Annotated in this window: 21 protein-coding genes; 9 read left to right on the forward strand and 12 right to left on the reverse strand. The window is 71.2% G+C overall.

Annotation, left to right across the window (positions count from 1 at the left end; translation table 11 throughout):
- Positions 1–246 precede the first annotated feature (246 nt).
- A complete protein-coding gene (gene eccD / locus COUCH_RS02520; RefSeq protein ID WP_249610494.1) occupies positions 247–1,683 on the forward strand; it encodes a type VII secretion integral membrane protein EccD in 1,437 nt (478 codons plus the stop codon).
- 57 nt (positions 1,684–1,740) lie between these two features.
- On the opposite strand, the gene COUCH_RS02525 is transcribed toward eccD, so the two are convergent.
- Complete coding sequence (locus COUCH_RS02525) at positions 1,741–2,244, reverse strand: inorganic diphosphatase (protein ID WP_249610495.1); 504 nt, start codon at positions 2,242–2,244, stop codon at positions 1,741–1,743.
- A gap of 495 nt (positions 2,245–2,739) precedes the next feature.
- Here COUCH_RS02525 and dacB point away from each other — a divergent pair, with 495 nt between their 5' ends.
- The 7 genes from dacB (at position 2,740) to COUCH_RS02560 (ending at position 10,861) form a co-directional block, all read left to right on the forward strand.
- Complete coding sequence (dacB, locus tag COUCH_RS02530) at positions 2,740–4,125, forward strand: D-alanyl-D-alanine carboxypeptidase/D-alanyl-D-alanine endopeptidase (RefSeq protein WP_249610496.1); 1,386 nt, start codon at positions 2,740–2,742, stop codon at positions 4,123–4,125.
- 49 nt (positions 4,126–4,174) lie between these two features.
- Entirely contained in the window at positions 4,175–5,233 is a 1,059-nt protein-coding gene (locus COUCH_RS02535; RefSeq protein WP_249610497.1) for a zinc-dependent metalloprotease, read from the forward strand.
- An 8-nt stretch (positions 5,234–5,241) separates the two neighbouring features.
- Positions 5,242–6,210, forward strand: coding sequence for a tRNA lysidine(34) synthetase TilS (tilS, locus tag COUCH_RS02540; protein ID WP_249610498.1), 969 nt, complete (start codon positions 5,242–5,244; stop codon positions 6,208–6,210).
- Between the two features lie 127 nt (positions 6,211–6,337).
- Positions 6,338–6,913, forward strand: a complete 576-nt coding sequence (gene hpt / locus COUCH_RS02545) for a hypoxanthine phosphoribosyltransferase (protein WP_199510209.1) — start codon at positions 6,338–6,340, stop codon at positions 6,911–6,913.
- A 381-nt stretch (positions 6,914–7,294) separates the two neighbouring features.
- Positions 7,295–9,328, forward strand: a complete 2,034-nt coding sequence (ftsH, locus tag COUCH_RS02550) for an ATP-dependent zinc metalloprotease FtsH (protein ID WP_249610499.1) — start codon at positions 7,295–7,297, stop codon at positions 9,326–9,328.
- The gene (gene folE / locus COUCH_RS02555; RefSeq protein WP_249613532.1) at positions 9,325–9,999 is read left to right on the forward strand and encodes a GTP cyclohydrolase I FolE; all 675 of its coding nucleotides are present in this window, start codon (positions 9,325–9,327) and stop codon (positions 9,997–9,999) included. The genes ftsH and folE overlap by 4 nt, the downstream gene beginning before the upstream one ends.
- A 457-nt stretch (positions 10,000–10,456) precedes the next feature.
- Entirely contained in the window at positions 10,457–10,861 is a 405-nt protein-coding gene (locus COUCH_RS02560; protein ID WP_249610500.1) for a RidA family protein, read from the forward strand.
- A gap of 4 nt (positions 10,862–10,865) precedes the next feature.
- Here the strand turns inward: COUCH_RS02560 and COUCH_RS02565 are convergent, their stop codons facing one another.
- The 4 genes from COUCH_RS02565 to COUCH_RS02580 all read right to left on the reverse strand — a co-directional run bounded on the left by COUCH_RS02565 (position 10,866) and on the right by COUCH_RS02580 (position 14,874).
- The gene (locus COUCH_RS02565) at positions 10,866–11,126 is read right to left on the reverse strand and encodes a hypothetical protein (RefSeq protein WP_249610501.1); all 261 of its coding nucleotides are present in this window, start codon (positions 11,124–11,126) and stop codon (positions 10,866–10,868) included.
- Positions 11,127–11,135: 9 nt separating this feature from the next.
- On the reverse strand, positions 11,136–11,828 hold the full coding sequence (locus COUCH_RS02570; RefSeq protein ID WP_249610502.1) for a hypothetical protein: 693 nt from the start codon (positions 11,826–11,828) through the stop codon (positions 11,136–11,138).
- Complete coding sequence (locus COUCH_RS02575) at positions 11,825–14,404, reverse strand: FtsK/SpoIIIE domain-containing protein (RefSeq protein WP_249610503.1); 2,580 nt, start codon at positions 14,402–14,404, stop codon at positions 11,825–11,827. Before COUCH_RS02575 ends, COUCH_RS02570 begins: the two co-directional genes overlap by 4 nt.
- A gap of 185 nt (positions 14,405–14,589) precedes the next feature.
- Positions 14,590–14,874 (reverse strand): hypothetical protein, encoded by a 285-nt coding sequence (locus COUCH_RS02580; RefSeq protein WP_430640871.1) that lies wholly within the window; start codon positions 14,872–14,874, stop codon positions 14,590–14,592.
- Positions 14,875–14,932: 58 nt separating this feature from the next.
- Here COUCH_RS02580 and COUCH_RS02585 point away from each other — a divergent pair, with 58 nt between their 5' ends.
- The gene (locus COUCH_RS02585; RefSeq protein WP_249610504.1) at positions 14,933–15,463 is read left to right on the forward strand and encodes a hypothetical protein; all 531 of its coding nucleotides are present in this window, start codon (positions 14,933–14,935) and stop codon (positions 15,461–15,463) included.
- A gap of 1 nt (position 15,464) precedes the next feature.
- On the opposite strand, the gene COUCH_RS02590 is transcribed toward COUCH_RS02585, so the two are convergent.
- The 7 genes from COUCH_RS02590 to COUCH_RS02620 all read right to left on the reverse strand — a co-directional run bounded on the left by COUCH_RS02590 (position 15,465) and on the right by COUCH_RS02620 (position 24,546).
- The gene (locus COUCH_RS02590) at positions 15,465–16,055 is read right to left on the reverse strand and encodes a hypothetical protein (RefSeq protein WP_249610505.1); all 591 of its coding nucleotides are present in this window, start codon (positions 16,053–16,055) and stop codon (positions 15,465–15,467) included.
- Positions 16,056–16,066: 11 nt separating this feature from the next.
- Positions 16,067–17,209: a M23 family metallopeptidase gene (locus COUCH_RS02595; protein WP_249610506.1), complete on the reverse strand. Its 1,143-nt coding sequence runs from the start codon at positions 17,207–17,209 to the stop codon at positions 16,067–16,069.
- Positions 17,206–17,760 carry a hypothetical protein gene (locus COUCH_RS02600; protein WP_249610507.1) on the reverse strand — a complete coding sequence of 185 codons (555 nt, stop codon included), beginning with the start codon at positions 17,758–17,760 and terminating at the stop codon, positions 17,206–17,208. Before COUCH_RS02600 ends, COUCH_RS02595 begins: the two co-directional genes overlap by 4 nt.
- Positions 17,761–17,766: 6 nt before the next feature.
- Positions 17,767–19,746, reverse strand: coding sequence for an MFS transporter (locus COUCH_RS02605; protein ID WP_430640872.1), 1,980 nt, complete (start codon positions 19,744–19,746; stop codon positions 17,767–17,769).
- A gap of 1 nt (position 19,747) precedes the next feature.
- Entirely contained in the window at positions 19,748–23,191 is a 3,444-nt protein-coding gene (locus COUCH_RS02610) for an ATP-binding protein (RefSeq protein WP_430640956.1), read from the reverse strand.
- A 682-nt stretch (positions 23,192–23,873) separates the two neighbouring features.
- On the reverse strand, positions 23,874–24,236 hold the full coding sequence (locus tag COUCH_RS02615; RefSeq protein WP_249610508.1) for a hypothetical protein: 363 nt from the start codon (positions 24,234–24,236) through the stop codon (positions 23,874–23,876).
- Positions 24,237–24,249: 13 nt separating this feature from the next.
- Positions 24,250–24,546, reverse strand: a complete 297-nt coding sequence (locus COUCH_RS02620) for a hypothetical protein (protein ID WP_249610509.1) — start codon at positions 24,544–24,546, stop codon at positions 24,250–24,252.
- Between the last annotated feature and the right edge of the window lie 276 nt (positions 24,547–24,822).

Raw genomic sequence — 24,822 nt, forward strand, 5'->3', positions numbered from 1 at the left:
CCTTTCCCTTCCAGCCGCCCCACCCGCTGCCCACAAGAGGAACGGATCGTGGCTTTCATCGGCCTTTGACCCAATTCGTCCACTGAGGCCGGTGGCGGCTGCCCCGTCCGCGGCACGACCGACCGGTCACCGCGCAGGGCTCAGGATAGGTAAAGTCCCCTGCGTTCCGCAGCCTCCCGTCCGACCGCCCCGCCCCCCACCCTAAGGTTCGACTGAAGGCTCACCATTATCGATGGGAAATAAGGCATGAGCGTCGGGTTGGCCCGGGTCACCATCAGCGCGCCGTCGCGCCGCGTCGATGTGGCGCTGCCCGAGCACGTCCCGCTCGCCGAGTTGCTGCCGGAGGTCCTGCGGCACGCGGGCGAGGGGCTGGCCGACGACGGCGAGAAGCACGGCGGCTGGGTGCTGCGCCGCACCGACGGCGTGGCGCTGGCCACCGCGCAGGGACTCTTCTCGCAGGGCGTCCGCGACGGCGAGGTGCTGCACCTCGTCCCGGCCCGCGAGCAATGGCCGGAGCTGGAGTACGACGACGTCGTCGAGGCGATCGCCGAGGGCGCACGGCGGCGGGGCACGATCTGGTCGCCGTCCTCCACCCGCACGGCGACGCTGGCCGGCGCGGCGGTGTTGCTCTCGCTGGGGCTGATCGCCGTGCTCACGGCCGGTCCCGGGTGGGACGGCGCGGCCTACGTCGGCCTCGGCGTGGGACTGCTGCTCTCGCTCGCGGGCATCACCGCTTCCCGGGCGTACGGGGACGCGCGCGCCGGAGCGGCCCTGGGCGGCCTCGCACTGCCGTACGCGTTCGCGGGCGGCGCCGTGCTGGTGAGCTCCGGCGCCGCGGACCGGGCCGGGGTCTTCCCGATGCTGCCCTGGCTGGGTGGCCCGGAGCTGCTGGCCGGCTCGGTGGCGTTGCTGCTGGTGGCGGCCCTGGGCGGCGTCGGCGTGGCGGCCTCGCTGCGGATCTTCGCCGCGGGCGTGACCGCCGGCCTGCTCGGCGCGCTCACGGCGCTGGTCGGCTTCGTCACCTCGGCCGCGGGCGCCGCCGCGGTGCTCATCTCGGTCCTCGTGTGCGGCATCGGGGTGATCCCGCTACTGGCCATCCGGTTCGGCAAGATGCCCACCCCGCCGGTGAGCCTGCCCACGGGCAGCGACGCCGAGCAGGGCTTCACCGGCGCCCGGAACACGGCCCTCGACGCGGCCCGTGAGCTCCCCGACCGCGCGCGGGTCTTCGCCGCCGTGAGCCGTACGGAGGAGCTGCTCACCGGCATGCTGATCGGGCACGCCGCGCTGGCGGCGGCCGCGTTCGTGGTGCTGGCCTCGTCCGGCGGCCTCGCGGCCCGGATCCTCATGGGGCTGGCGATCGCCGCGCTGCTGCTGCGGTCGCGGCTGTTCGTGACGCTGCGCCAGCGCCTCCCGCTGATCGCCGCGGGCCTGTTCGGCCTGTTCACCCTCGGGATCGACCTGCTGTGGGGCGCGGGCGCGACGATGCTGCTCGCTTTGAGCGTGGTCGGGCTGCTGCTGGCGATGGCCACGGTGGCCGCAGGCGCCACGTGGTCGCGGCGGGCCCCGTCGCCGTACCTGGGGCGTGCGGCGGATCTCCTGGACAGCCTCGCGGTGATCTCGGTGATCCCGGTGGCGTGCTCGGTGGTCGGCCTCTACGGCCTCGTGAGCAACATCAGCATCTGAGGAACGCAAAAGACGGCCGAGCGCGGGCTCGGCCGTCTTTTCTGTGTCGGAATGCCGTCAGTGCTCGTCGTCGTGGTGCTCGGCGGCCTCGGCCCGCTTGAAGGACGCCCGGATCTCGTCCTCGGCCTCCACCCGGCCGACCCACGTCGCGCCCTCGACCGACTTGCCCGGCTCCAGGTCCTTGTAGACCGTGAAGAAGTGCTGGATCTCCATCCGGTCGAACTCGCCGAGGTGGTGGATGTCGCGCAGGTGCTCCTGCCGCGGGTCCTCGTAGGGCACGCAGAGGACCTTGTCGTCGCGGCCCTTCTCGTCGGTCATCCGGTACATGCCGATCGCGCGGGCGCGCACGAGGCAGCCCGGGAACGTCGGCTCCTGGATGAGCACGAGGGCGTCCAACGGGTCGCCGTCCTGCCCGAGAGTGCCCTCGATGTACCCGTAGTCGGCCGGGTACTGCGTCGCGGTGAAGAGCGTCCGGTCGAGCCGGATGCGGCCGGTCTTGTGATCGACCTCGTACTTGTTCCGCTGGCCCTTGGGGATCTCAACCAAAACGTCGAAATCCATCGTTCGCTCCCTTGTTCGCCCCGGCTGAAGACCGGCTGGTGCCCGGCGACGGAGCGGGGGCCGCCCCTCAAGCCCCTCAGGATCCGTGCGCGCCGGTGTGCCGGATGTCAGTAGTCTCCCCTAAGTCTGACGCCATGTACGGAGGAGGGGCGCGTGGGGAGGCAAGATTCACAGAACACTCCTGAGTACGACGGCGTGTCGCAGCAGAAGGACGACGGTTTTGCGGTAAGGCGACCAGATCCGGCCACCAGTGTGCCGATTGCCCCCCGGCCGACCGGTCACACGTACGGCAGGGCGTCCGTTCCCGTGAATGACGCACAACGAGCCCAGCCTTCCCCGCCGCACCAGCCCCCGGCCGGACCCGCGGATGAGCCCGGCGGTCCCGTTCGCGGCGCCGCGGCACCGCCGAGCGGGGGTGCGCCAGCGGCGGAGCCGGCAACCCGGCGCTCGCGGCGTACCTTCCTTCTTCCGGGTCTGTCGGTCCTGGTTCTGATCGTGCTGCTGGCGGTGACGCTGGTCGTGCGGCCGGGGCCGGTGGACGGCTGGCTGTCGTCCGCTCCCACGACCCCGCCCCCGGGCACCCCGGCGCCCGACCCCACGCCGACGCCCGTGCTGCTCGCCGCGCCCACCGACGGCACCGCCCCGACGGCCGAGGGCGTCAAGGCGGCGATCGGGCCGCTGGTGACCGCACCCGCGCTGGGCCCGCAGGTGAACGTCTCCGTGGTGGACGCGGCGACCGGCACCTCCCTGTACGAGCGCAACGCCGACACGATGACCACGCCCGCCTCCACCACGAAGGTCCTGACCGCCGCGACCGTGCTGGCCGCGCGCGGTCCCGCCTACCGGCTCACCACCCGGGCCGTGGCCGGGAACGCGCCGGGCGAGGTCGTGCTCGTGGGCGGCGGCGATCCCACGCTGTCGGTCGACGCCGACGGCCAGTTCCCGGGCGCGGCCCGGCTCGACAAGCTCGCCGCCCAGGTCAAGAAGGCTCTCGGCGGCACCAAGCCGGCCAAGGTCGTGATCGACACCTCCCTGTACGCGGGCAAGGAGACCGCCGTCGGCTGGGACGGCGACGTCATCGGCGGCGGCCAGGTCGCCCGGATCCAGGCGCTGATGACCAACGCCGGGCGCATCGAGCCGGTGCACAACGAGTTCGGCGGCGACCCGCGGTTCAGCGACCCGGCGCTGGCGGCCGGCAAGGCGTTCGCCCGGCGGCTGGGTGTCCCGACCGGTGCGGTGACCCGGGGCACCGCGCCGGCCGCCCCCGCGCAGGCGGCTTCCTCCGCGCCCACCACCGCGGCGGCGCCGGGAACCGAGCTCGGCAAGGTGGAGTCGCCGCCGCTGGTGCACGTCATCGACTGGATGCTGCAGCAGAGCGACAACGTGATCGCCGAGGCCATGGGCCGCCAGGTCGCGCTCGCCGCGGGCGAGGAAGCCTCGTTCGACGGCGCCGCCAAGGCCATGGTCGCCAAGCTCGCCGAGCTCGGGCTGCCGGCCGACGAGGCCAACCTGTACGACGCCAGCGGCCTGTCCCGCCACAACGGCATCAGCCCGAAGCTGCTCACCGACGTGCTCACGCTGGCCGCCGCCGGCAAGCACCCGGAGCTGAGTAGCCTTTTCGGCGGCCTGCCGGTGGCCGGATGGTCGGGCACGCTGCGGACGCGGTTCGCCACGCCCGCCCCCAACCGGGTGGGCCAGGGGCTGGTCCGCGCCAAGACCGGCTCGCTCACCGGGGTCAACACGATCGCGGGCGAGGTGGTCACCCGGGACGGCCGGCTGCTGGTCTTCGCGATCATGGCGGATGCCACCGGCGCGTCCGGCGCGGCCCGCCAGGCCCTCGACAAGATCGCAGCCAAGCTGGTGACCTGCGGCTGCCAGTAGGGGTTTTCTCGGGGTGGGCGGCTGGTCATCCGCGGGTACGGTGGTCAGCATGGCGCAGTTCGTTGACTGGGATCTGGCCGCCGCCACCGCGGGCGCGCTGTCGAAATCCGGCCCCGCGGTGTCCTACGAGGAAGCCATGCAGGTGGTCGCCCAGCTGCGCGAGCTCACCGACGAGGCGCGCAGCCACGTCGCCGCGTACACGGGGCTGACCCCGCAGGTCGAGGGTCCGCCGGTGCGGGTCGTGGACCGCAAGGACTGGGCCGCGGTGAACATCGCCGGCCTCAAGGAAGTCATCATTCCGCTGGTCAGCCGCCTCTCCGGGGATCGGCAGCCCGGCGCGCTCACCGACGCGATCGGCTCCCGGGTCACCGGCGTGCAGGCCGGCACCGTGCTGGCGTACCTGTCCGGCCGGGTCCTCGGCCAGTACGAAGTCTTCTCCGCCGAGCCGGGGCAGCTGCTGCTCAACGCCCCGAACATCGTCGAGGTGGAGCGCAAGCTGGGCGCCGACCCGCGCGACTTCCGGCTCTGGGTGTGCCTGCACGAGGTCACCCACCTCACCCAGTTCCAGGCCGTGCCGTGGATGCGCGGCTACTTCCTCGGCGAGGTCCAGGCGTTCGTCGACGCCTCGCAGAGCGGCGAGCACATCCTCGAGCGCATGCGCCGCGGCGTGGCCACGCTGTCCGACGCGCTGCGCGACCCCGACAGCCGCTCCTCGGTGCTCGACATCGTGCAGACGCCGGCGCAGAAGGCCGTGCTCGACCGCCTCACCGCCCTCATGACGCTGCTGGAGGGGCACGCCGAGTTCGTCATGGACGGCGTGGGACCCGAGGTCATCCCGTCCGTGGACGCCATCCGCGCCAAGTTCAACCAGCGCCGCGAGAGCGGCAACCCGCTCGAGAAGGCCATCCGCCGGCTGCTGGGCATCGAGGTCAAGATGCGCCAGTACGCGGAGGGCCGCAAGTTCGTGCACGGCGTCGTGGAGCGGGTCGGGATGACCGGCTTCAACAAGATCTTCAGCTCGCCGCTGACCCTGCCCCGGCTCGAGGAGCTGGGCGACCCCGACGCGTGGGTGGCCCGGGTGCACGGCCCGGTCGGTCTCGCCTCGTAACGAGCGTCATGGCGCGCATCCCGCCGCCGGTGGCGACCGTCCGCTCGGCGGTCCGGGCGGCGCTCAGCGCACTGCGCGGGCCGGTGCTCGTCGCGTGTTCCGGCGGCGCCGACTCGCTGGCGCTGGCGGCCGCGGCGGCGTTCATCGGGCCGCGGTCGGGCGTGCCGGTCGGCCTCGTCACGGTTGACCACCAGCTCCAGGAGGGCTCGGCCGCGCGGGCTTCCGCCGTGGCCGCGTGGGCGCGGTCGGCGGGGCTGGCGCCGGTCGAGGTGGCGACCGTGACGGTCGGTGGGCGGCCCGGCGGACCGGAGGCGGCCGCGCGCGAGGCCAGATATGAGGCTCTTTCCTCCGTGGCGGAGCGAACCGGTGCGGCGGCCGTGCTGCTCGGTCACACCCGCGACGACCAGGCCGAGACCGTGCTCCTGGCGCTGGCCCGGGGCGCCGGGCCGCGCGGGGTGGCCGGGATGCCGTACCGCCGCGGGATCTTCCTCCGCCCGCTGCTGGACGTCCCACGTGCCGACACGCGCAAGGCCTGCGCCGCGCTGGGCCTGTCGACCTGGGACGACCCCCACAACACCGATGACGCGTACGCCCGTTCGCGGGTGCGCGCCGACGCGTTGCCGGCCCTGGTGACCACCCTCGGCCCGGCGGTGGTGGCCAACCTGGCCCGTACGGCGTCCCTGGTCGCCGCCGACGTCGCCTACCTGGACGCCGTCGCCGCCGAGGCCCTGAGTTCGGCACGCTCGGCCCACGGGCTGTCCGTGGCCGTCCTGCACGCGCTGCCGGAGGCGATCCGGGGCCGGGTGCTGCACGCCTGGGCGCGGGAGCTGGGGGCGCCGGGAACGGCCCTGTCCCACCGGCACGTGGCGGCCCTCGACGCGCTCGTCACCGGCTGGCACGGCCAGGGACCGGCCGCGTTGCCGGGCGGGATCCACGTGGCACGCCGAGCGGGTGACCTCATGCGGACTGATCTGTGACAGTTGTCACTGAGGGTGGCGATGACCCGGTCGTCCGGGGCGAATTCGCCCCATAACCAGCGCTTGTCCGGGCACCGACCGCTGCCCCCGGGGGCGGATCGCTCGCCGCATACGGCAGGCTAGGCGCATGGCAGACGGCTCCTGGTACGACGCCGACATCGACCGCGTGATCATCTCCGAGGAACAGATCCGCGAGAAGACCGAAGAGCTGGCCAAGCAGGTCGCCGCCGATTACGCGGACGCCGAGGGTGGCGTGCTCCTGGTCTGCGTGCTCAAGGGCGCGGTCATGTTCATGGCGGACTTCGCGCGTGCGCTGGGCCGGCAGGGTCCCCCTTGCGAGATGGAGTTCATGGCCGTCTCGTCGTACGGCTCCGGCACCACGTCCTCCGGGGTGGTGCGCATCCTCAAGGACCTGGACCGCGACATCGCGGGCCGGCACGTGGTCATCGTCGAGGACATCGTCGACTCCGGCCTGACGCTGTCCTGGCTGATGAAGTACCTGCGGTCCCGGTCGCCGGAGAGCGTCGAGGTGGTGGCGCTGTTCCGCAAGCCCGACGCCATCAAGGTGCCCGTGCCGACCAAGTACGTCGGCTTCGACATCCCGAGCGAGTTCGTGGTCGGCTACGGCCTGGACTTCTCGGAGCGCTACCGCGAGGTGCCCTACGTGGGAGTACTCAAGCCCGAGGTGTACGCCCGTAGCTGAACGGTCTCCCAGCCGACTCTCAGGAATCGGGTGAACGGCCCGGTTGCGAGGAGTATTGTCCGACTTTGCGGCGATTCTCGGCCCTCGGAAACGTGAACTGCCGGCGACGACAGGGTTCCGGCGGGCCGGGCTGACGCATTCGGAACACGCACCCACGGTGTACCGTCGAGTGACCGATGGCGCAGTGTCACGAGCGCCGGAGGGGTCGGGTCGGTGAGGCCAAGGGCCCACGGGGTTTACCCCGGGCCCTTGAGGTTATCGATCCGGCAGTGTCCCCGTGACCCGGGCGCCCAACCGGCGACCGGTGGCGGGGACCATGTCAACCCAGGTGACCAGGACGCCGATCAGGAGGGTCCGGGCGCATCGGCGCCCGACAACAGTATGGAACGTACGCGTTTCTTCCGCCGCCCGGTGGTCTGGATCATTCTGGTGATCATCGGTGCTATTGCGCTGAGCTCATTCTTCACCAGTGGTCCGAGCTACCAGCGAGTCGATACTTCCGTCGTCCTCGAGCGACTCAACCAGCCCGGCATCAAGAAGGTCATCCAGGAGGACAAGGAGCAGACGCTCCAGCTCGAACTGGCGGCCCCGGAGCGGTTCGACGGCAAGACCACGGACAAGATCGAGACCCAGTATCCGTACGAGCTGACGGACGAGATCTGGAACGACGTCCAGCAGGCGAAGACCCAGGGCCGGATCACCGGCACGATCGACGCCACGGTCTCCGGCGACAGCATCCTGCTGAGCCTGCTCGTCAACCTGCTGCCGATCGCGATCCTCGTGATCCTGCTGCTGCTGTTCATGTCGCAGATGCAGGGCGGTGGCTCCCGGGTCCTCAACTTCGGCAAGTCCAAGGCCAAGATGCTGACCAAGGACATGCCCAAGACGACGTTCGCCGACGTGGCGGGCGCCGACGAGGCCGTCGAAGAGCTCCAGGAGATCAAGGACTTCCTGCAGAACCCGGCGAAGTACCAGGCCCTCGGCGCCAAGATCCCGAAGGGCGTGCTGCTGTTCGGCCAGCCCGGTACGGGTAAGACGCTGCTGGCCCGCGCGGTCGCCGGCGAGGCCGGGGTGCCGTTCTACTCGATCTCGGGTTCGGACTTCGTCGAGATGTTCGTCGGTGTCGGTGCGAGCCGCGTCCGCGACCTCTTCGAGCAGGCCAAGGCGAACGCGCCGGCCATCGTCTTCGTCGACGAGATCGACGCCGTCGGCCGTCACCGCGGCGCCGGCATGGGCGGCGGTCACGACGAGCGCGAGCAGACGCTGAACCAGCTCCTCGTCGAGATGGACGGCTTCGACACCAAGGGCGGCGTCATCCTCATCGCCGCCACGAACCGTCCCGACATCCTCGACCCGGCGCTGCTGCGTCCCGGCCGCTTCGACCGCCAGATCCCGGTCGACAACCCGGACATGGAAGGCCGCCGCGCCATCCTGCGGGTGCACGCCAAGGGCAAGCCGTTCACGCCGGACGTCGACCTCGACTCGGTGGCCCGGCGCACCCCCGGCTTCTCCGGCGCCGACCTGGCCAACGTCATCAACGAGGCCGCGCTGCTGACCGCCCGCAACGACAAGCGGGCGATCTCCAACTATTACCTCGAGGAGGCGATCGACCGGGTCATCGCCGGCCCCGAGCGGCGCTCCCGGGCGATGAGCGACAACGAGAAGAAGATCACCGCGTACCACGAGGGTGGGCACGCTCTGGTGGCGTACGCGCTGCCGCACTCCGCCCCGGTGCACAAGGTGACGATCCTGCCGCGTGGCCGCTCGCTCGGGCACACGCTGGTGCTGCCGACCGAGGACAAGTACACCCAGACCCGCGCCGAGATGATCGACACCCTGGCGTACGCGCTGGGCGGCCGGGCCGCGGAGGAGCTCGTCTTCCACGAGCCCACCACCGGCGCCGGCAACGACATCGAGAAGGCGTCCGGCCTGGCCCGCGCCATGGTCACCCAGTACGGCATGAGCTCCAAGCTGGGCGCGGTCAAGTACGGCTCGAACAACGACGAGCCGTTCCTGGGCCGCTCGATGGGCCACGAGCGCGACTACTCCGACGCGGTCGCCGCCGAGATCGACTCCGAGGTGCGCGCGCTCATCGAGCTGGCGCACGACGAAGCCTGGGAGATCCTCGTCGAGTACCGCGACGTGCTCGACACCATGGTCCTGGAGCTGATGGAGAAGGAAACCATCACCCAGCAGGACATGGACCGCATCTGCGCCCGGGTGCAGAAGCGCGCGCCGATGTCGCCGTTCAACGGCTTCGGCAAGCGGCTGCCGTCCGAGGCGCCCCCGGTCCTCACCCCCGCCGAGCGCGAGAAGCTCAAGGCGCAGGCGGAGGCCGACGGGCAGATCGCGGTCGGCGGCGGGAACGCCACCGCGTCGGACATGAACCCGAACGGCAACGTGGAGGGGCACTGAGCACCGACGCCAGCTCGACGGAGCCCGTGGACTCCGACGACGAGCTCGACTACCTCGCCGCGCGTCTGGTCGACGGCAAGCTCACCGGTTCTCCGGTCGAGCAGGCCGTCGACCTGGCCCGCATCGAGAAAGCGGTCCGGGAGATCCTCCTCGCCATCGGTGAGGACCCAGACCGCGACGGTCTCCAGCGCACCCCTTCCCGGGTGGCCCGGGCGTACGCCGAACTCTTCGCCGGCCTGCGCGTCGACCCGGCCAAGGTCCTCACCACCACGTTCGAGGCCAACCACGAGGAGCTCGTGCTGGTCCGCGACATCGAAGTGATGAGCCTCTGCGAGCACCACCTGCTGCCGTTCCGCGGCGTGGCCCACATCGGCTACATCCCGGGCGTGGACGGCCGCATCACCGGCCTGTCGAAACTCGCCCGCCTCGTCGAGGTCTTCGCCCGTCGCCCCCAGGTCCAGGAACGCCTCACCTCCCAGATCGCCGACCTCCTCATGGCCAAACTCGACCCCCGCGGCGCGATCGTCGTCCTGGAATGCGAGCACATGTGCATGGAGATGCGCGGCATCCGCAAAGCGGGGGCGCGCACGGTGACATCGGCGGTGCGGGGGGCGTTCCAGAGCGACGGCAAGGTGCGCGCCGAGGCGATGGCTCTCATAAACGCCCGCTGAGCGCTGCTGGCTCGCGCTCTGCTGGCCTGCGCCTGGTGTCCGATCTGCGCTCTGCCTGTCTGCGCTTTGCCGGTCCGGGCTCTGGCGGTCCGCGTTCCGCTCCGCGCGAGACAGCTCAGCACTCTGCCGGGCCTCCCGCCGGCCGGCGTGTGGCCGACCCGTCGTCCCTGTCGGCCTGCCGGTAACGGCCCGCGGGTCCGCCGGTGACCGCCATCGGCGGGTGATCCGCGGATCGGCGTGACCCATCGCGTCCTGCACGTCCTCCAGGGGCACCCCCTCGGCCGCGGGCGCCGGCTTCGGTTCGCCGGCCTGGGCCTAGCCGGTCGGTCTGGAGCCCGCCGGTCGGTCTGGAGCCGGCCGAGCGGCCCGGAAACCGCTGAGCGGCCCCGGCCGGGACCACCGGTCATGGCCGCGAATCTCGATGTCCGTCGCCGGCCACCGCAGACATACTGGCGTCGTGATCGAGAAGCTCAACCCGCCGACCGTCCACGACCCGGCCGGCTACAGCCACGTCACCATCTCCACCGCCGGACGGCTGGCCCACCTGGCCGGCCAATGCCCCCTCGACCTCGCCGGCACCGTCGTCGGGGAGCCGGGCGACTACGCGGCGCAGACCGAGCAGGTGGTCGCCAACTGCCTCGCGGTCCTGGCCGCGGCCGGCGCCCGCCCCGCCGACGTCGTCCGTTCCATCGTGTACGTCGTCAGCCCGGACAGCGGGGTACTGGGGAGCGTGTGGCAGCGGCTGGCGGCCTCCGAGCTCGCCCCGGCGTTCACCACGGCCAGCACGCTGCTCGGCGTAGCGGCGCTGGGCTACGAGGGGCAGCTGGTCGAGATCGACCTGACAGCGGCGCTGCCCGGCTGAGGCCCTAGACGATCATCCGGTAGGTGTCGGCGCTGTCCATGGCGGCGCGGGCCAGCGTCGCCGCCTCGTCGAGCCGGGTGCGGGCCTGCTCCAGCTGCGCGATCGCCGCGGCGATCGACGGGTGCAGCGAGCCGATCGCGGTGATCCGCAGCCGGGCGAGGGCGTCGTCCAGCTGGTCGTTGACCTGCTGGATGCCCGACACGGCCCGTTGCGTGCCGTCCACCGACGCCGCCACGTTCGCCTTGATCTCCTCGACGCTGGCCATGAGCCCTCCTCACCGGATGAACGCGAGCAACCCCACGCCCATGCAGGTCAACAGCACCGGCGTGAGGCAGGTGATGGCGCCTACCAGGGGCGTACGGTCGACCTTCTCCGAGCCGCCCCCGTACACGAAGCCGATGGTCAGCCAGCCCAGCCCGTACGCGAGCACCGGCAGGCTCAGCCCGCACAGCAGCGCGTACGTCGGCAGCGACCCGGACGGCGCGATCAGGTAGAGCACGATCTGCACGATGAGGACGGCCGCCGCGAAAGGCCCGTACACCAGAAGGTTGCGGGCCCAGGGCCGGAGCGGGAGCGCCGCGGCCGGGCCGGCGCTCAGCATGCCCGCGTCGGCGGCGTCTGCGGTGGCCCGGGCCTGACGCAGCGCGCCGAGGATCGCCGCCGGGCCCGCGGCCACGGTCTGGGCGGCCATCGCCTGCTCGGCCGGCTGGGGCATCAGGGCGGTCTCGGGCACGCCGAAGTCCTGCAGCAGCCGGGCACGCTGCGGCGCCAGCCGGGCGCGTACCGCGGAAAGCTCCTGCTGGGCGGCCTGCAGGGTCGCCGCCTGCTCGCCGGCGGCAGTGCTCGCGGCCCGGCGCACCGCGTCCAGGCGCTGGGCGGCCGCCAGGTAGTCGCCCCACGGGCCCACGGGCTGATCGCCGACGCCGGCCTCCCCACCGGCCGGCGCGCCCGTGTCCGGCACGCTCATCGGTCCACCTCGGGCTGCACGAACGGCACGAACGTCACCGTACGGCCGGCGTGCCGGTCATGCAGCAACGCCCTGTTCTCCCGCGGCTGCCAGTCGACGGGCTGGCCCAGCATCAGCGTGACGTCCTGCTGCGGCACGTTGAGGAACACCAGGCCGGCGACGTCCTCGCGGCCGGTGCTGCCGCCGGTCTCCTCGCTGAACCGGCGCAGCCCGCGCCACCACGACAGCAGGTGCACGCCGCGGCTCGGGCCCTCGCGCAGCAGCTGACGCAGCGTGGGCAGCGTGCCCGGGCTCGCGGCGTCCATGCCGAACACCACGCGGTAGCCGGGCCGTTCCAGGTCCAGCTCGGCGGCGAGGCCGGCGGCGTCGACCACCACGACCTCCTGCCGGTGCGCGATCTCCGCGGCGAGGGCCTCGGCGAGGCCGTCACCCTCGGCGACGAGGGACGAGATCACAAATCTTGTCGTACGGGGTGCGTGGTGGGCGGCAACGCTGCGGGCCGCCGCCTCCAGGACCTCCGCACCCGTCGCCTGCGAGCCGAAGATCGCCAAGTGGCGGCCCGGGGACGCGTCGAGTGGGAACGCCGCGGTGGACAGGTTCACGTCGATCACCCGCCCGACCAGGGCCGCCGGACGTCCCGCCCGCCCCGCGAGCGCCGCCCGGTACGTCGGGTCGTCGGCGAGGTGCTGGTGGGCGTACCCGGCGAAGATCCGCGGCGGGGTCGCCTCCGGGTCGCGGGCGCCCCACAGCTTGTGCCGCAGATCGCTGAGCACGTCTCGGTCCGCGTGCGGGTCGGGGAAGCGGACGATCCGCTCGTGCCCGCGGGTGGCGCCGCGCGGGCCGCCCAGCCCGCCCGCCGTGTTGACGACCGCGGTGCCCAGCGGCAGGCCGGCGGCCGAGTCGTTGGTGGGCTCCAGCACGTCGCCGCCGCCGGGCAGCGCGATCCGGACCGGGAACTGGCCGAAGATCGAGTCGCGCTTGGCGTACAGGGCCTCGACGCCGAGGACGGTCTGGCTGGCGAGCACCAGGTGGATGCCGTACGAGCGGCCCTTGCGCGCCAGGGACTCCAGCAGCTGCACGGCCTCGGTGGCCATCGGGTCGTTGCCGGCCAGCAGCACCTGGAACTCGTCGATGACGCAGAGCACCCGCGGCATCGGCTTGCCGCGCCCCTCCTCGGCCGCCGTCGTGCGCAGCTCGGCGAACCGGGTCACGCCCGCCCGCTTGTACGCCACCGACCGGCGGGTCATCTCGGCGTCGAGCTCGCGCAGCACGGCGAGCCCGTACTCCCGGTCGGACTCGACGCCGACGGCCCGCGCGTGCGGCAACCAGGTCCGGTCCCGCACGGTCGGCACGAACTCGGCGAACGAGACGCCTTCCTTGAAGTCCAGCAGGTACAGGTTGAGCTCGTCGGGGCTGTACCGGGCGCCCAGCCCGTACAGAACGTTGATGAGGAAGGCGGTCTTGCCGGCGCCGGACCGCCCGCCGACCATCCAATGCGGAGTGAGGTCGTTGAACTGCAGGACGACGGGGGTGTCCCCGTCATGGCCCACCGTGGTGCCCAGCCCGTCGGCGGCGTCCCCGGTCCAGAGCTCGTCCGACGGCTCCGGCAACAGGTCGGAGAGCGTCACCTGGGAAGCGGCGACCGAGTGCGCGGTCAACTCCCGGCACACTGCGTCGACCAGGTGCGGCGGCGGATCCTCGTCCAGGAAGACGGGCGCGTTGAGCCACACCGCCTCCGGCATGGACCCGAACGTCGCCCCGGGCGGATTGCCCACCACCGCGTACGGATTCCGCAGCGACACCTGAGTGGTACGCGGCAGCGGCGGCTGCATGGTGTCCGGGGTCAGCGGCGGAGGCGGCCAACCGGCGACGATCAGATGCAGCCCGGACTCGGGGCCCTGCTGCGCCAGCCAGGCGATCCGGTTCAGTTCCCCACCCTCGGTGAGCTGCGGCAGGCACGCGACGACGAGCAGCATCACGCGGTCCCGCCGGTTACGCCGCACCGCACCGCCCCGCGCCGGGCGCAACCACTTCTCCGCCTCGCTGAGCACATCCCGCAGCCCGCTCAGATCCTCGGCCGGCGGCGCCATCAGCCCGGCATCGGCCAGCATCGCAAACGGCGCGAAAACCGCCCCCCGCGACGCATCGACCCCGCGCACCAGCAACGACCCGGCGGGCGCGGCGGCCAGCAGGCGCACCAGCAGACAGCGGAGCAGTCCCGCCACCCGAGGATCGCGAGCGTCGGCGTCGATCGTGAGATGCCCGCTGCCGAGCAACGGAACAATCGCCGGAAAACGAGCATCGTCGAGAGGCTGGGCGACCCCGAGGCGAACGAACTGCGGAGGCTCCGTCCCGCCCAGCGGCGCAACCGCGGAAGCCGCATCCAGCGGCGACCCCAGCCACCCGGGCACGAGAGCGTTGGCGGCGGCCCGCAACTCCTCGGCCAGCCGATGCTGCTCCAACGAATCGGCAGCGGGCGGCGCCTGCCCGTCCAACGCGGCGGCGGCGGCCGCAACGGTGGCCTCCGCCTGGCGGTGCAGGGCAGCGGCCTGCTCGATCCGCCCCGTCGACGCCACCGCCTCACCTCCGTGTGTGCGCTTGAACCGTACCCTGCAAAGGTCACCCAGGCCCGCACCGCGCAGCCGCGGTCAATCTTCCCAGCCCAGGCGGACAGGGGTGACGCCCGGGCCTGCGTTCTTCCCCGCCCGGACCCGGAATCCGCGCTCGCACTGCCTGTGCCGTTCTCCCACGGTGGCCGGCGTCAGGCGACACCCTGAGAGACGAGCCGGCCGTCGACGAACGCGTAGACCGGTTGCGGCCGGAACCCGGCGAACAGCAGCTCCCGATGCTTCTCGATCCGCACGTGATGCTGCTCCTGAAGCCCGACGACGAACTCGTACCGCTTCACCCGATCAACGGAAGCCAGCCGTACGGTCCGCACCACGTCAACGTCGTCCACCTTGATGGACAACCGCCCCCAGAACTTGTTGAACGAAAACTCCACCCGGTGCCGCTCACCGACGCCGACATCGAAACCCATCTGCACGCCGAGCACTGTACGGTTCACCGACCGGTCCACAGCAGAGCCCACTAACCTGATGGACGTGCAGCCCATCGACCCGCCCGCCCAGCCGGCGCTCCCACCCCCCACGCCGGCCGCCGCGCCTCCCAAGCCGAGAAACCGGCGGACGCGGCTGATTCTGGCGATGGTCGGGGGGATTCTGGCGCTGCTCTGCCTGGGCGGCGTAGGAGTCTTCATCTCCTTCTACGACGAGTCGACCAAAATCGAGCGGAACGCTCCGGACGCGGTGGTGGACAACTTCATCGCCGCCTACCTCGTGAATCGGAACGACGAAGAGTCGAAGCTCTATACCTGCAAGGACCCGGAGCTGTCTCAGCTCGCAGGGCTCAGGGAAGAGATGTTGAATCGGGAGCGCAAGTTCGGCGTGACGGTGACTGTCACCTGGGAATCTTTGCGAATAGGCGCCGGACAAGACGCTAAGAACGTCGGTGTTGATCTGACGATCGCTGGTTCGACGAACGGTCAGCCGCTCAGCCGGAGAACCGAGACGTGGGATTTCCACGTCGTTGACGAAGACGGTTGGCGGGTGTGCGGGGCTGACAAGACGTCTTGAGCTACTCCACCCAGAGGAGATGTACCGGCACTGAGAGAGTGGGCGGCGTTTTTCCGCTCCAGGCCCAGCGATACCAGTCGAGCTCCGTCGTCACGCGCGCGCAGATGTCGCCGTCGTCGCCGGTGTGGAGTTCCGTGATTGCCCTCAGATCGCGGCGTTCCCCGCCGTCCTCCAAGAGTTCGATCACCCGCCGTCCCGTGAGGCCGTCGGCGTCCAGGGCCGCCACCGGGTTGCGGCGGGGTGGTTCGTCCATGGATACGAGGCGGGACATCACGTCGGCCGACCGGGTCGCCGTGCCCGTCATGCCCAGCTCCTCCACCCACACCCGCTCGACCGGGACCAGCGGGGCGAAGACCTCGGTCTGTTCCGCCTCGGCGCGGTACCACTCGGCTTCCGGCATGACCGGTACGTAGGTCCGGCTGCCCTGCACCACCTTCTCGTCGGCGCGCAGGTCGGCGCGCCAGCCGTGGCCGGGCAGGCCGATCAGGACGCGGCGGCTCCGGAGGCGGCCGCCCATCGTGGCGGGCGTGGGCACGATCGGGCGGGGCGGATCCGGCGCCCAGTCGGATCGGCCGGTGAACGGGTCGGGCATCGAACCACCCGTCACTGCGAGCCGCCCAGCGGCGCGCCGTGCTGTGCCATGAACTGCACCGGGTCGACCGCGCTGCGGCTCGAGCGGTCGTTGTTCAGGTGGACCTCGAAGTGCAGGTGGGGGCCGGACGAGTTTCCGCTCGTACCGCTCAGCGCGACGACCTGGCCGGCGGCGACCCGCTGACCCACCTGCAGACTCGGCCTTTGCACCAGGTGACAGTAGCGGGTCATGACGTTGCCGGCGTGCCGCAGCTCAAGCATCCAGCCGCAGCCGCCCTTCCCGGGGTAGCCGGGCCGGTCGCAGTCCTTCTTGCCGCTGAAGGTCTCGTCGCACTTGATGCGGGACACGACGCCGCTGGCGACGGACCGTACCGGCGTGCGGAGGCCGACGATGAGGTCGACGCCCTGGTGCTTGGGGCGGCTCGCCGTACGGAATCCGGATCCGACGGACCACTGCTCACCCTGCGGCGCCTTCGCCGCCAGCGGGTTGGTCCAACCGGAGGCGGCGACGTCCGCCGCCGACGCGCACACCATGGACAGCGAATTGCCGACCGCGTTCGCCGCACCGTCGGCGAGAAGGTTCACGATCTGCGTCGCAATAGGTTCATGCTTCGCGTACGCATCGGGGTAGGCGCTGATCTGCACGCGCTGCGCCGCGCGCGTCAGCGACATCGACTCCCAGCCGTCGACCGTCTTGAGCTTCTCGTAGAACTTCGTGGCGGCGTACTTGGGATCGGTGACCTCGGCGGGCGTGCCCCAGCCGCTGCTCGGCCGCTGCTGGAAGAGCCCGAGCGAGTCGTGGTCGTTGCGTTCGCCGAGGTTGCCGAGGTTCGTCAGCCGCGACTCCTGCATCGCCGTGGCGACCGCGATCACCCAGGCACGCGGCGGCATCTTCAGCTCCGCGCCGACGTTGATGATGATCGCCGCGTTCCGGATCTGCGCGGGCCCGTACGGCCGGACGCGCGGCAGCCGCGAGTCGGGGTCGACCGGGCCGCCGGTGCCGCAGCCCGAGCTGTAGAGGGAGAGGTCGTCCTCTTTGTCGGTGAAGGCGCCGAACACCAGCGCGCTCACGGCTCCACCGCAGCAGAGCAGGGCGAACGTCGCGACCAGGGCCACCAGCAGCACGACCCGCCGGGGCCGCGGCAACGTCGTCACGAAGCCTCCCAGTCGACGCCGTCCACCAGCCACTTCCCGTCCGGGCCGACGAGCTGCAACGTCACCTTGCCGGAATCCACGGTCACCACCGCGTTGGCCAGCCCGTCGCCCACCGGCACGAGCGTGGGCCGCCCGATGACCCGGTCGGCCGGCACGTCCGCGGGGTCCACGCCGTCCAGTTCCTCGGCAAGGTTCTTCGTCGCGTTGGGCAGGATCCCGTCGTGCCACGTCTTCGCGGACACGTTTTTGTGGTCGACCCACGCCGACGCGAACGCGTACGCGACAGCCTCGGGCGACGCACTCCCCGGCTTCGCGGTGGGCTTCGGCGCGGGAGCGTCGTCCACGATGACGCCGTCGTCGTCGTGGCTCGGGTCGACGCTCACCGTCGGCGCCGGCGACACCGGGTCAAGCAGTTGTCGTCTGCCGTCCCCGCCGTCGGAGAACAGCCGGCCGATGCCGACGACCGCCAGCACCAGCACGGCGATCACCACGGCAACACCCCAGCGTGACCGGAACAGCCCGGTGAGGCCGCGTTCGAGGACCCTCGCCACGGCTGATCACCGGGCCTCGGTGCGCACGCGGGGCGGTACCTGCTCGCGGGTGGTGCTCCCGGTCTCCGGCCGGTAGATCGCGTACGAGGACGACGATTCGGCCACGTCCGGCTCGGTCCACGTCGACGTCCGCCGCTGCCGGGCTGCGGGCGCGCCGCCGGCCGCCGGCAGCGGGATGGGACGCCGCTCGGTTGCCGGGGCATCGTCCCGCACCGACTCCGAACCGTCGGGCCGCGTGGCCGGCGATGTGCCGCCCCGCGTCCCCGCCGGACCGGACGCCACCGCCGGACGGGAGGCCGCGGCGTGCGCCGGGTCCTCCAGCCGTGCCTCGGGCCGCAGATTGCCCTGCTCGACGTACACGGTGCGGCCCTTGCCGATCTGCGGCTCGTTTGTCCCACCGGCGTCGGCGACGTCCAGCTTCGCGGCCTCCCGCATGTCCCGGAAGAACCGCCGATGCCAGGACCCGGCGGACGTGATCGCCGCGGTGCCGTCCTTGCCGCCGAGCTGCGTGATCCGCCGGTACGGCCGCAGCAGGAGCCAGCCCACCACGCCGCAGAGCCACACCAGGACCACCTGCAGCCACCCGGGAAGGCTGGCGGTGTTCATGATCAGGTCAACGGCGAACAGGTAGATCGCCGCCCCCGTACCGAAGATCGCAATGTTGAAGATCGCCGCGACGACCGCATTGCCGAGCCGACGAATACCGGAACTGGCCGGCCGCAACAAGCCGACAGTGCCAAGAATCGGCGCGGCGATGACCGCCCACCGGAAGATCAGGAAGCCGAGCAGGACGAGCAGAGAAGCAGTGAGATCGAACATGGCGAACATGACGGCGGCGAGCACGGCAATGAACCCAGCCCCGATCCGATCCATCCCATTGACACCCTGCAAATACTCGTACGCCTCTGGATCCTCGGTCCGAATCTGCTCAGCAACCTTCTTCCATTGAGCCTTCTTTCGATCCAGCGTGCTTTGCCGCGTTTCCGGGTTGTCGCGCAGTCGCTGGACTTCGCCCCAGGTGAGGGAGCGGGCGTCGTAAAGTGCGCGCCCGTACTTTTGCGCGGTAGTGCTGTCCGCCGAGCCGAGGAGTCCGCGAAGCCAGTTGCGGTAGAGCATCGTGTCAGTTGCTGTGTCGCTGGCACGGACAGCCGGCGGCCTGTTGTCCTCGCAGGCCCCGGGTGTGGTGTCATCGCATTGCTGAGAGGGAGTGTTCTGGGCTCGGGGTCCGACCGCGTCGTGTACGACACCCAGCGTGGTGATCAAGCTCTGGTCCGCGATGTTCGCGGATCTGACCGGCCATGCGGCGATAGCGGTGACTGCGACCATCACGAGAATGGCCCAACCCGCCGTCGTCGTGGCTGCGCCCATGTCGGCCTGCCGTGACCGCCAAATCAGATACAGGCCCACGACTGCCAAAGTGATGACGCCGAAGACGCTGAAGACCTTCTCGTAAACCGCCTTGGTTGCCTGCTCGACCAGTGGGTCGGCCCAACCCCACAGGGTCTGTGGGTCCCAAGCCCTCTCTCGCAATGCGTTGGAGGCGCCGATGACCGCGGTCGCGATCATGAACTCACCGTTGGCGACTGTCGTTTCGAACTTGGAGTCCGGGGCGGTGAGCGTGGAAGCGCAGCCGCCTTCCAAGTCATAGGTCGTGTAGCTGTATCCGGCGTAGCCGTATTGGCTGTAGATGCCTTGGGGGCCGGGTTTCGTCGATGAGGCGGGCCGTTCTGCGAACCAGCCGGCGAGACCCGAGTCGGGTGCGCTTGGCGTCGGCGGGTTCAGGCATTCCACCCGGTCTCCTGCTACGTCCGCCAGGCGGGAGACGCAGGATTTGAAGTCCTGTTTCCATTCGTCCGTGCTGCATGCTCCGCCCGGCGCCTGCAGTGGCCCCGCCATCGCCGGTGCCGGGGCTGCCACTGCCCACGCGATGCTGGCCACCACCGCGACCGCCCATGTCATGACCATCGCGCAGACCCGGCGGAGCATGTCAGACCTCCAGGTCGGAAAGGCTGGGGATGGCCGTCGGCGCCGCCTTGGCCGCTGCCGGGGTGGTGTCGAGGTGTTCGAGGAGGCCTTCGACGTACGAGACGTCGACCCGGACCTTCTGGACGCGGCCGTCCACGTCCCGCATCACGAATTCGCGGAAGCCGAGCCGGGCCGACGACGACGTGTCCGCCTGGGACAGTGATGCCAGCGTGGCCTCGTAGCCGTCGTGGACCGGGACCCGGAGCAGGCGTAGCGCCTCGGAGGCGATCTCCTGGTCCTCGGCGATGCGGCCGACGAAGACCGTCGACACGAGGTTCTGCACGTCGAGGCCGAGGATGTCGCGGGGGTTCTGGGAGGCGACCAGCGCGGCGAGGTTCCACTTCCGGGAGTCGCGGGCGAGGCGGACCAGGAACGAGCGGCCCGAGCGCCAGCCTTCCATGAAGTGCGCCTCGTCGAGGCCGACCATCTTGCGCGACGACATGGACCCGCCGTAGCAGCGGCGGACCGCGAGGCGGTGCGCCGTGTGCAGCATGGGGAGGGCCAGGGACTCCTCGGCCGACCAGTACTCGCGTTCGATCTTCAGGTCGGGCAGGCGCAGGCCGGCCATCGTGATGACCGTCAGCGCGGAGTCCGCGCCGAGGAGGTGCTGCGGGGGCCGGCCGAAGAACAGCAGCGCCAGCGGCATCTCCGCCGTGTCCAGCAGGAGGTTGGCCAACTCCTTGCCCTCGTCGTTGTCCAGGCTCTGGAGGGTGGCGACGACGTCGTCGAGCGTCGAGGTCTCCTCCGCGGGGACCTGCCGTACGGCGTGGCGCAGCAGCGTCGCCGTGGAGGCCTCCTTGGCGACCTGCGGCGGGACCAGCATGGAGCAGATGTCCTGGACCAGCATGCGGCGTTCGGCGCGGGCGTTGGAGACGGCGATCTCGTACTCGCGGTCGCCGCCCGGTCCGGTCGCGAACTCGGTGCGGACCGGGGTGGGGATCAGCGCGTACGGCGCCAGCGTCCCCTGCTCGGAGCCGGTCAGGTTCAGGACCCTGGAGTACGGCCGCAGCTCCGGCATCTGGCACAGCCGGGCGAGCGGACCGGACGGGTCCAGCAGCGTCACCTGCACACCGCGGCGGGCGTTCAGGTAGCCGAGCGCGCCCATGAGGGTGGACTTGCCACCGCCGGGCTCCGCGACGAAGACGCCGAGGCCTGAGCGCTCCCGGACCTCCATGGGGAAGTGCAGGTCGAGGAAGACCGGCCGGCGGCACGTTCCCGCCGTACGCCCGATCAGGTCTCCCCGGCGGTCGCCGACGGTCGAGGCGGCCTGCGGCAGCGCGGCCGCGAGCAGCTTGACCGGCATGCGCCGCACGTAGCCGGTGTTGGCGATCGGCTCGCCCGGGATGAACTCGCGGGCCAGCTGGTCCTGGTTCTTCGGGTGCTGCAGCGAGATCCGCAGCTCCCGCGAGTACAGCTGGATGAGCCGGCGGGCACGCTCGAGGCATTCCTCACGGGTACGCCCGCCCACCGCGATCCGGTGCCAGCCGTGCGCACGTGCGGACTCGACCGGCAGGCCCGTGGTCATCTCGTCGCCGATCACGAGCGCGCGTTTGGCGAGACGTTCCAGCTCGGGCGGGGCGTCGATGCCGTGCTCGGCGTAGTCCAGCTGCTGGGAGCGGATCATCCGGAGCCGGTGCTCGAGGTTCTTGAACGAGCTGTTCGGCCCGAGGATGTCGATGCGCGAGGAGAGCTCCATCGGCCACGGCAGCCGCTCGTGGAAGTGCATCCACGGCTCGTGCTTCTCGGGAATCTCCAGCGGCTCCATGCGCCCGACGGACAGGACGGCGACGTGCCGCTCCTCGCCGGTCATGCGGTTGACCAGCTTGACCGTCGAACCGTACGGGGTCCGGTACCGCTCGACCTGCTCGGTCAGCGCGAGCAGGTCACCGCGTTCCCAATGTCCGTTGGAGACCGGCGAGAGCGGGCCGGGCGGCGCCATGCAGAGCGCGACCGAGCGGAACAGCAGCCATTCCAGCTCCTGCGGGGTGACCCGCCGCCCGCGCATGCCGAACGCGTTGAGAACTTCGTCGAACTGCTCGACCGTACGGCCGAGCTTGCGTCGTTCCCCGTCGCTGGTTCCCTTGCCGAACAGCCGCAGTATCCGCTCGGAGAAGGTGTCACCGAGCGACCGCCGCGCGAACGTCACACCCAGGTACGTCTGCCCCTCGGCGTGGTTGACCGACAGCAGGTGCCGCTGGGCGGCGACGAGGTGGTCCGACCACGAGGTCCCGCCGGCGACGTCGGGCAGCGGCTTCGCGGTGAACGAGTCCACCGTCCGGGCCCACTCGTCCGCGGGGAACGGCCGGTTGGTGCGGCGCAGGTGCAGCCGAAAGCCGGCGAGGCCCGCGTACTGCTCGGAGATCGCGGAGAGCAGCGCCTCGCGCTCGGCGTCGGGGCGGAAGGCCCACCGCACCTCGGGCAGGTAGTACCAGGCCGTGACCGTGCTCTGGGTGAACGTCAGGTGGCCGGCGATCTCGCTGATCTCGAGCTCGATGGCCGGGTCCCGGTCGCTGAACTTGAGCTTGTGCGGACGCAGCACCGCGGGCTTGGCGTCCTTCTTGTCCCGCACGGCGGGCAGGTTGTCCGGCTCGTCCCGCTTCTTCCGCCGCTTCTTCACCGCCTTCTCGGCACGCTGCGCGGGCGCCTTCTCCGGCATCGGCGCCAGGTCGGCATGGTGGTCCGGCTGCGCATCATTCACGTACGGCGTCAGCGGAGCGACCGGGTGCACGCCGGGAGCGGGGCCGGCGGCCTGCTGCCAGAGCGGCTGGGCCGGCACGGGCGCCGGGGTGATCAGGTCCGGCGCGACGGGCTGGACCGGCGCGGCGACACCGGGGCGCGCCTGCTCGGGCCAGTCGGCGAAATCGAGGTCGTCGTCCTCGTGCCCCTCGTAGAAGTCGGCCTCGGGTCCGATGGGAGCCCGCATGAACGGCGAGACCGGCGCGTCCGGCGAAGCCCCGATCCTCGGACCGAAGGCCGCGGGAGAACTCGGCACAATGCCCGCGCCGAGAGGAACGTCCGGGCCGGTAGGAGCGCTAGGGCCAGGGGGAACGCCGAGGCCAGGGGAAACGCCCTGGCCGGAAGGAACGTCCGGGCTAGGGGAAACGGCGAATATCCCCGGGCCCGGGGAAACGGCCGGGCCGGGAGGCATCGTCGTCTCGAGCGGCAGAACAGGCCCGGCGGGCAGGTCGAACGCCGTGGGTGGGGCGACCGAAGGCGGCGTGACCGCAGGCGGGGCCGAGGTCGGCCGGGTGAAGGCCGGCGCCCCGGAAGTGGGCTGCGCCGGAGCAGGCGGCCCGGAAGCCGGCCGCACAGAGGCGTGGCCGCTCGGATCAGGCCGGGCGGGGGCGTGGCCGCTCGGGTCAGGCCGGGCGGGGGTGGGTGCGCCGAGGTCGGGCTGCGCGGACATCGGCTGCTGGTCAATAACCTGCCGCGGTGGCGGTGCGGGCGACACCGGAGTGACGGGCCGCGCGCCGGTCACCAGGGGAACCGTGGGCCGCGTGTCGGACGGCGGCATCTCCGGCTGATGACCGTTGGCCGGCGCACCCGGCGCACCCGGCGCACCCGGCGCGGGCGCGGGCGGTGGGGTCACGGATGGTTGAGGCATCGGTGCACCCGCGGCCGGTGACACGGGCCGGGCGCTCGGCACAGCAGGACCGGCATCGGGTGCAGCGGTCGCGGCCGACGATGAGGCCGGCGTTCCCGCTGCCCGGCGGGCGTCCTCGCCCTCGAAGTCGAACCCGAAGTCGAAGTCGGCGTCCGGGTCGTCCGGCGGCGTGGTGGCCGGCTGGTGCTGCGGTGCCGGGCTGCCGAACAGGTCGAGGAACGGCGAGTCGATGTCCATCGGGTCCACCGGCGGCGGCGTGCCGTTGGTGCGGGGGCGTACCGGCTGGGGAGCCTGGAAGACGGCGACTGCGCCGTGGCCGGGGCCGGCTACCTGCTCGAGGGACTCCTCCGGAGCGTAATCGTTCGGTCGCCCAGAGTTACCTTGCCTGCCCTGGGGGGACGACTCCGCTCGGGAAGGGCCCGGCGGTGGGGTAGCGGTCATGCGAGGGCCCCGTTCGGGCATGCAGCGAGAGTGGCGAACCTGGTCATACCAACTCCTCCCGTACCCGGATGCGCGTGGCGACGAGTCTGGGGTCCCGTTGCTCGACGGCCGGCTCCCTCGTCCGCTTCCAGTCGGTGAGGGCGGTGCGGATGACCATTCTCGCGGGCCGGTCGGGGTCGACGTGCCGGAAGACATAGGAGGTCGTCACCATGGCGAGGGCGATCTCCCAGGCGGGGAAGGCGTCGAACTGCCACGTGATGAGGTAGTGCAGGAAGACGAAGACTGGGACGAGGAGGACGAACATCCCGTACTGCGCGTACGGCAGGTGCATCGGCAGGGTGTATCCGGGCGGGCCGAGATAGACCAGGCGTGCCCGGTAGATGTCGTCATCGGTGCGCAGCCGCATGGGTCTTCGGGCCTCAGCTGAAGATGAGGTCGATGAGGTAGTCGCCGACGAAGAAGAGCGTCGCGGCGCCGGCGATGAACGCGAGGCCGACGATGGCGATCGCGCTGCTGGTCAGCACCTTGGAGATCTCTCCGCGGCTGGCCCGGCCGATGAAGATGATGCCGAGCACGGCCAGCAGGATCGGTGCGATGTTGCTCGCGAAGAAGGTGACGACGCCTTCGGTGTTGATGCCCTTGGGCTCGGGGGCGGCAAGGGTGGCGCCGTGCTGGACCGCCGTCGCGACCTGCGCGGCGAGTTCGGTGGCGATCATCGGTAAACCTCCCGGGTGACCGGCGTGAGGGCGCCGGACACGCTGCAGTTGTGAAGCCTGACGGCAACGCCCATATGGTGCTACTTCCCGCTCACCGCGTCGAGTGCGCGGTCACGATCCTGAAGGGCTCTGCTGTCCTACCCACGCCCGTCTGCTCTCTTCGGTTCAATAATGATGCCTAGCTCCGAAGCGTACGGGCCGTACTTCTTACCTACAAGCTGCCTGATTCGTTACCCAAGGTAAAGGCGTGACTGAACTTGAGTCACGCTGGATCGT

This window comes from Couchioplanes caeruleus (assembly GCF_023499255.1).
Lineage (GTDB): Bacteria > Actinomycetota > Actinomycetes > Mycobacteriales > Micromonosporaceae > Actinoplanes > Actinoplanes caeruleus_A.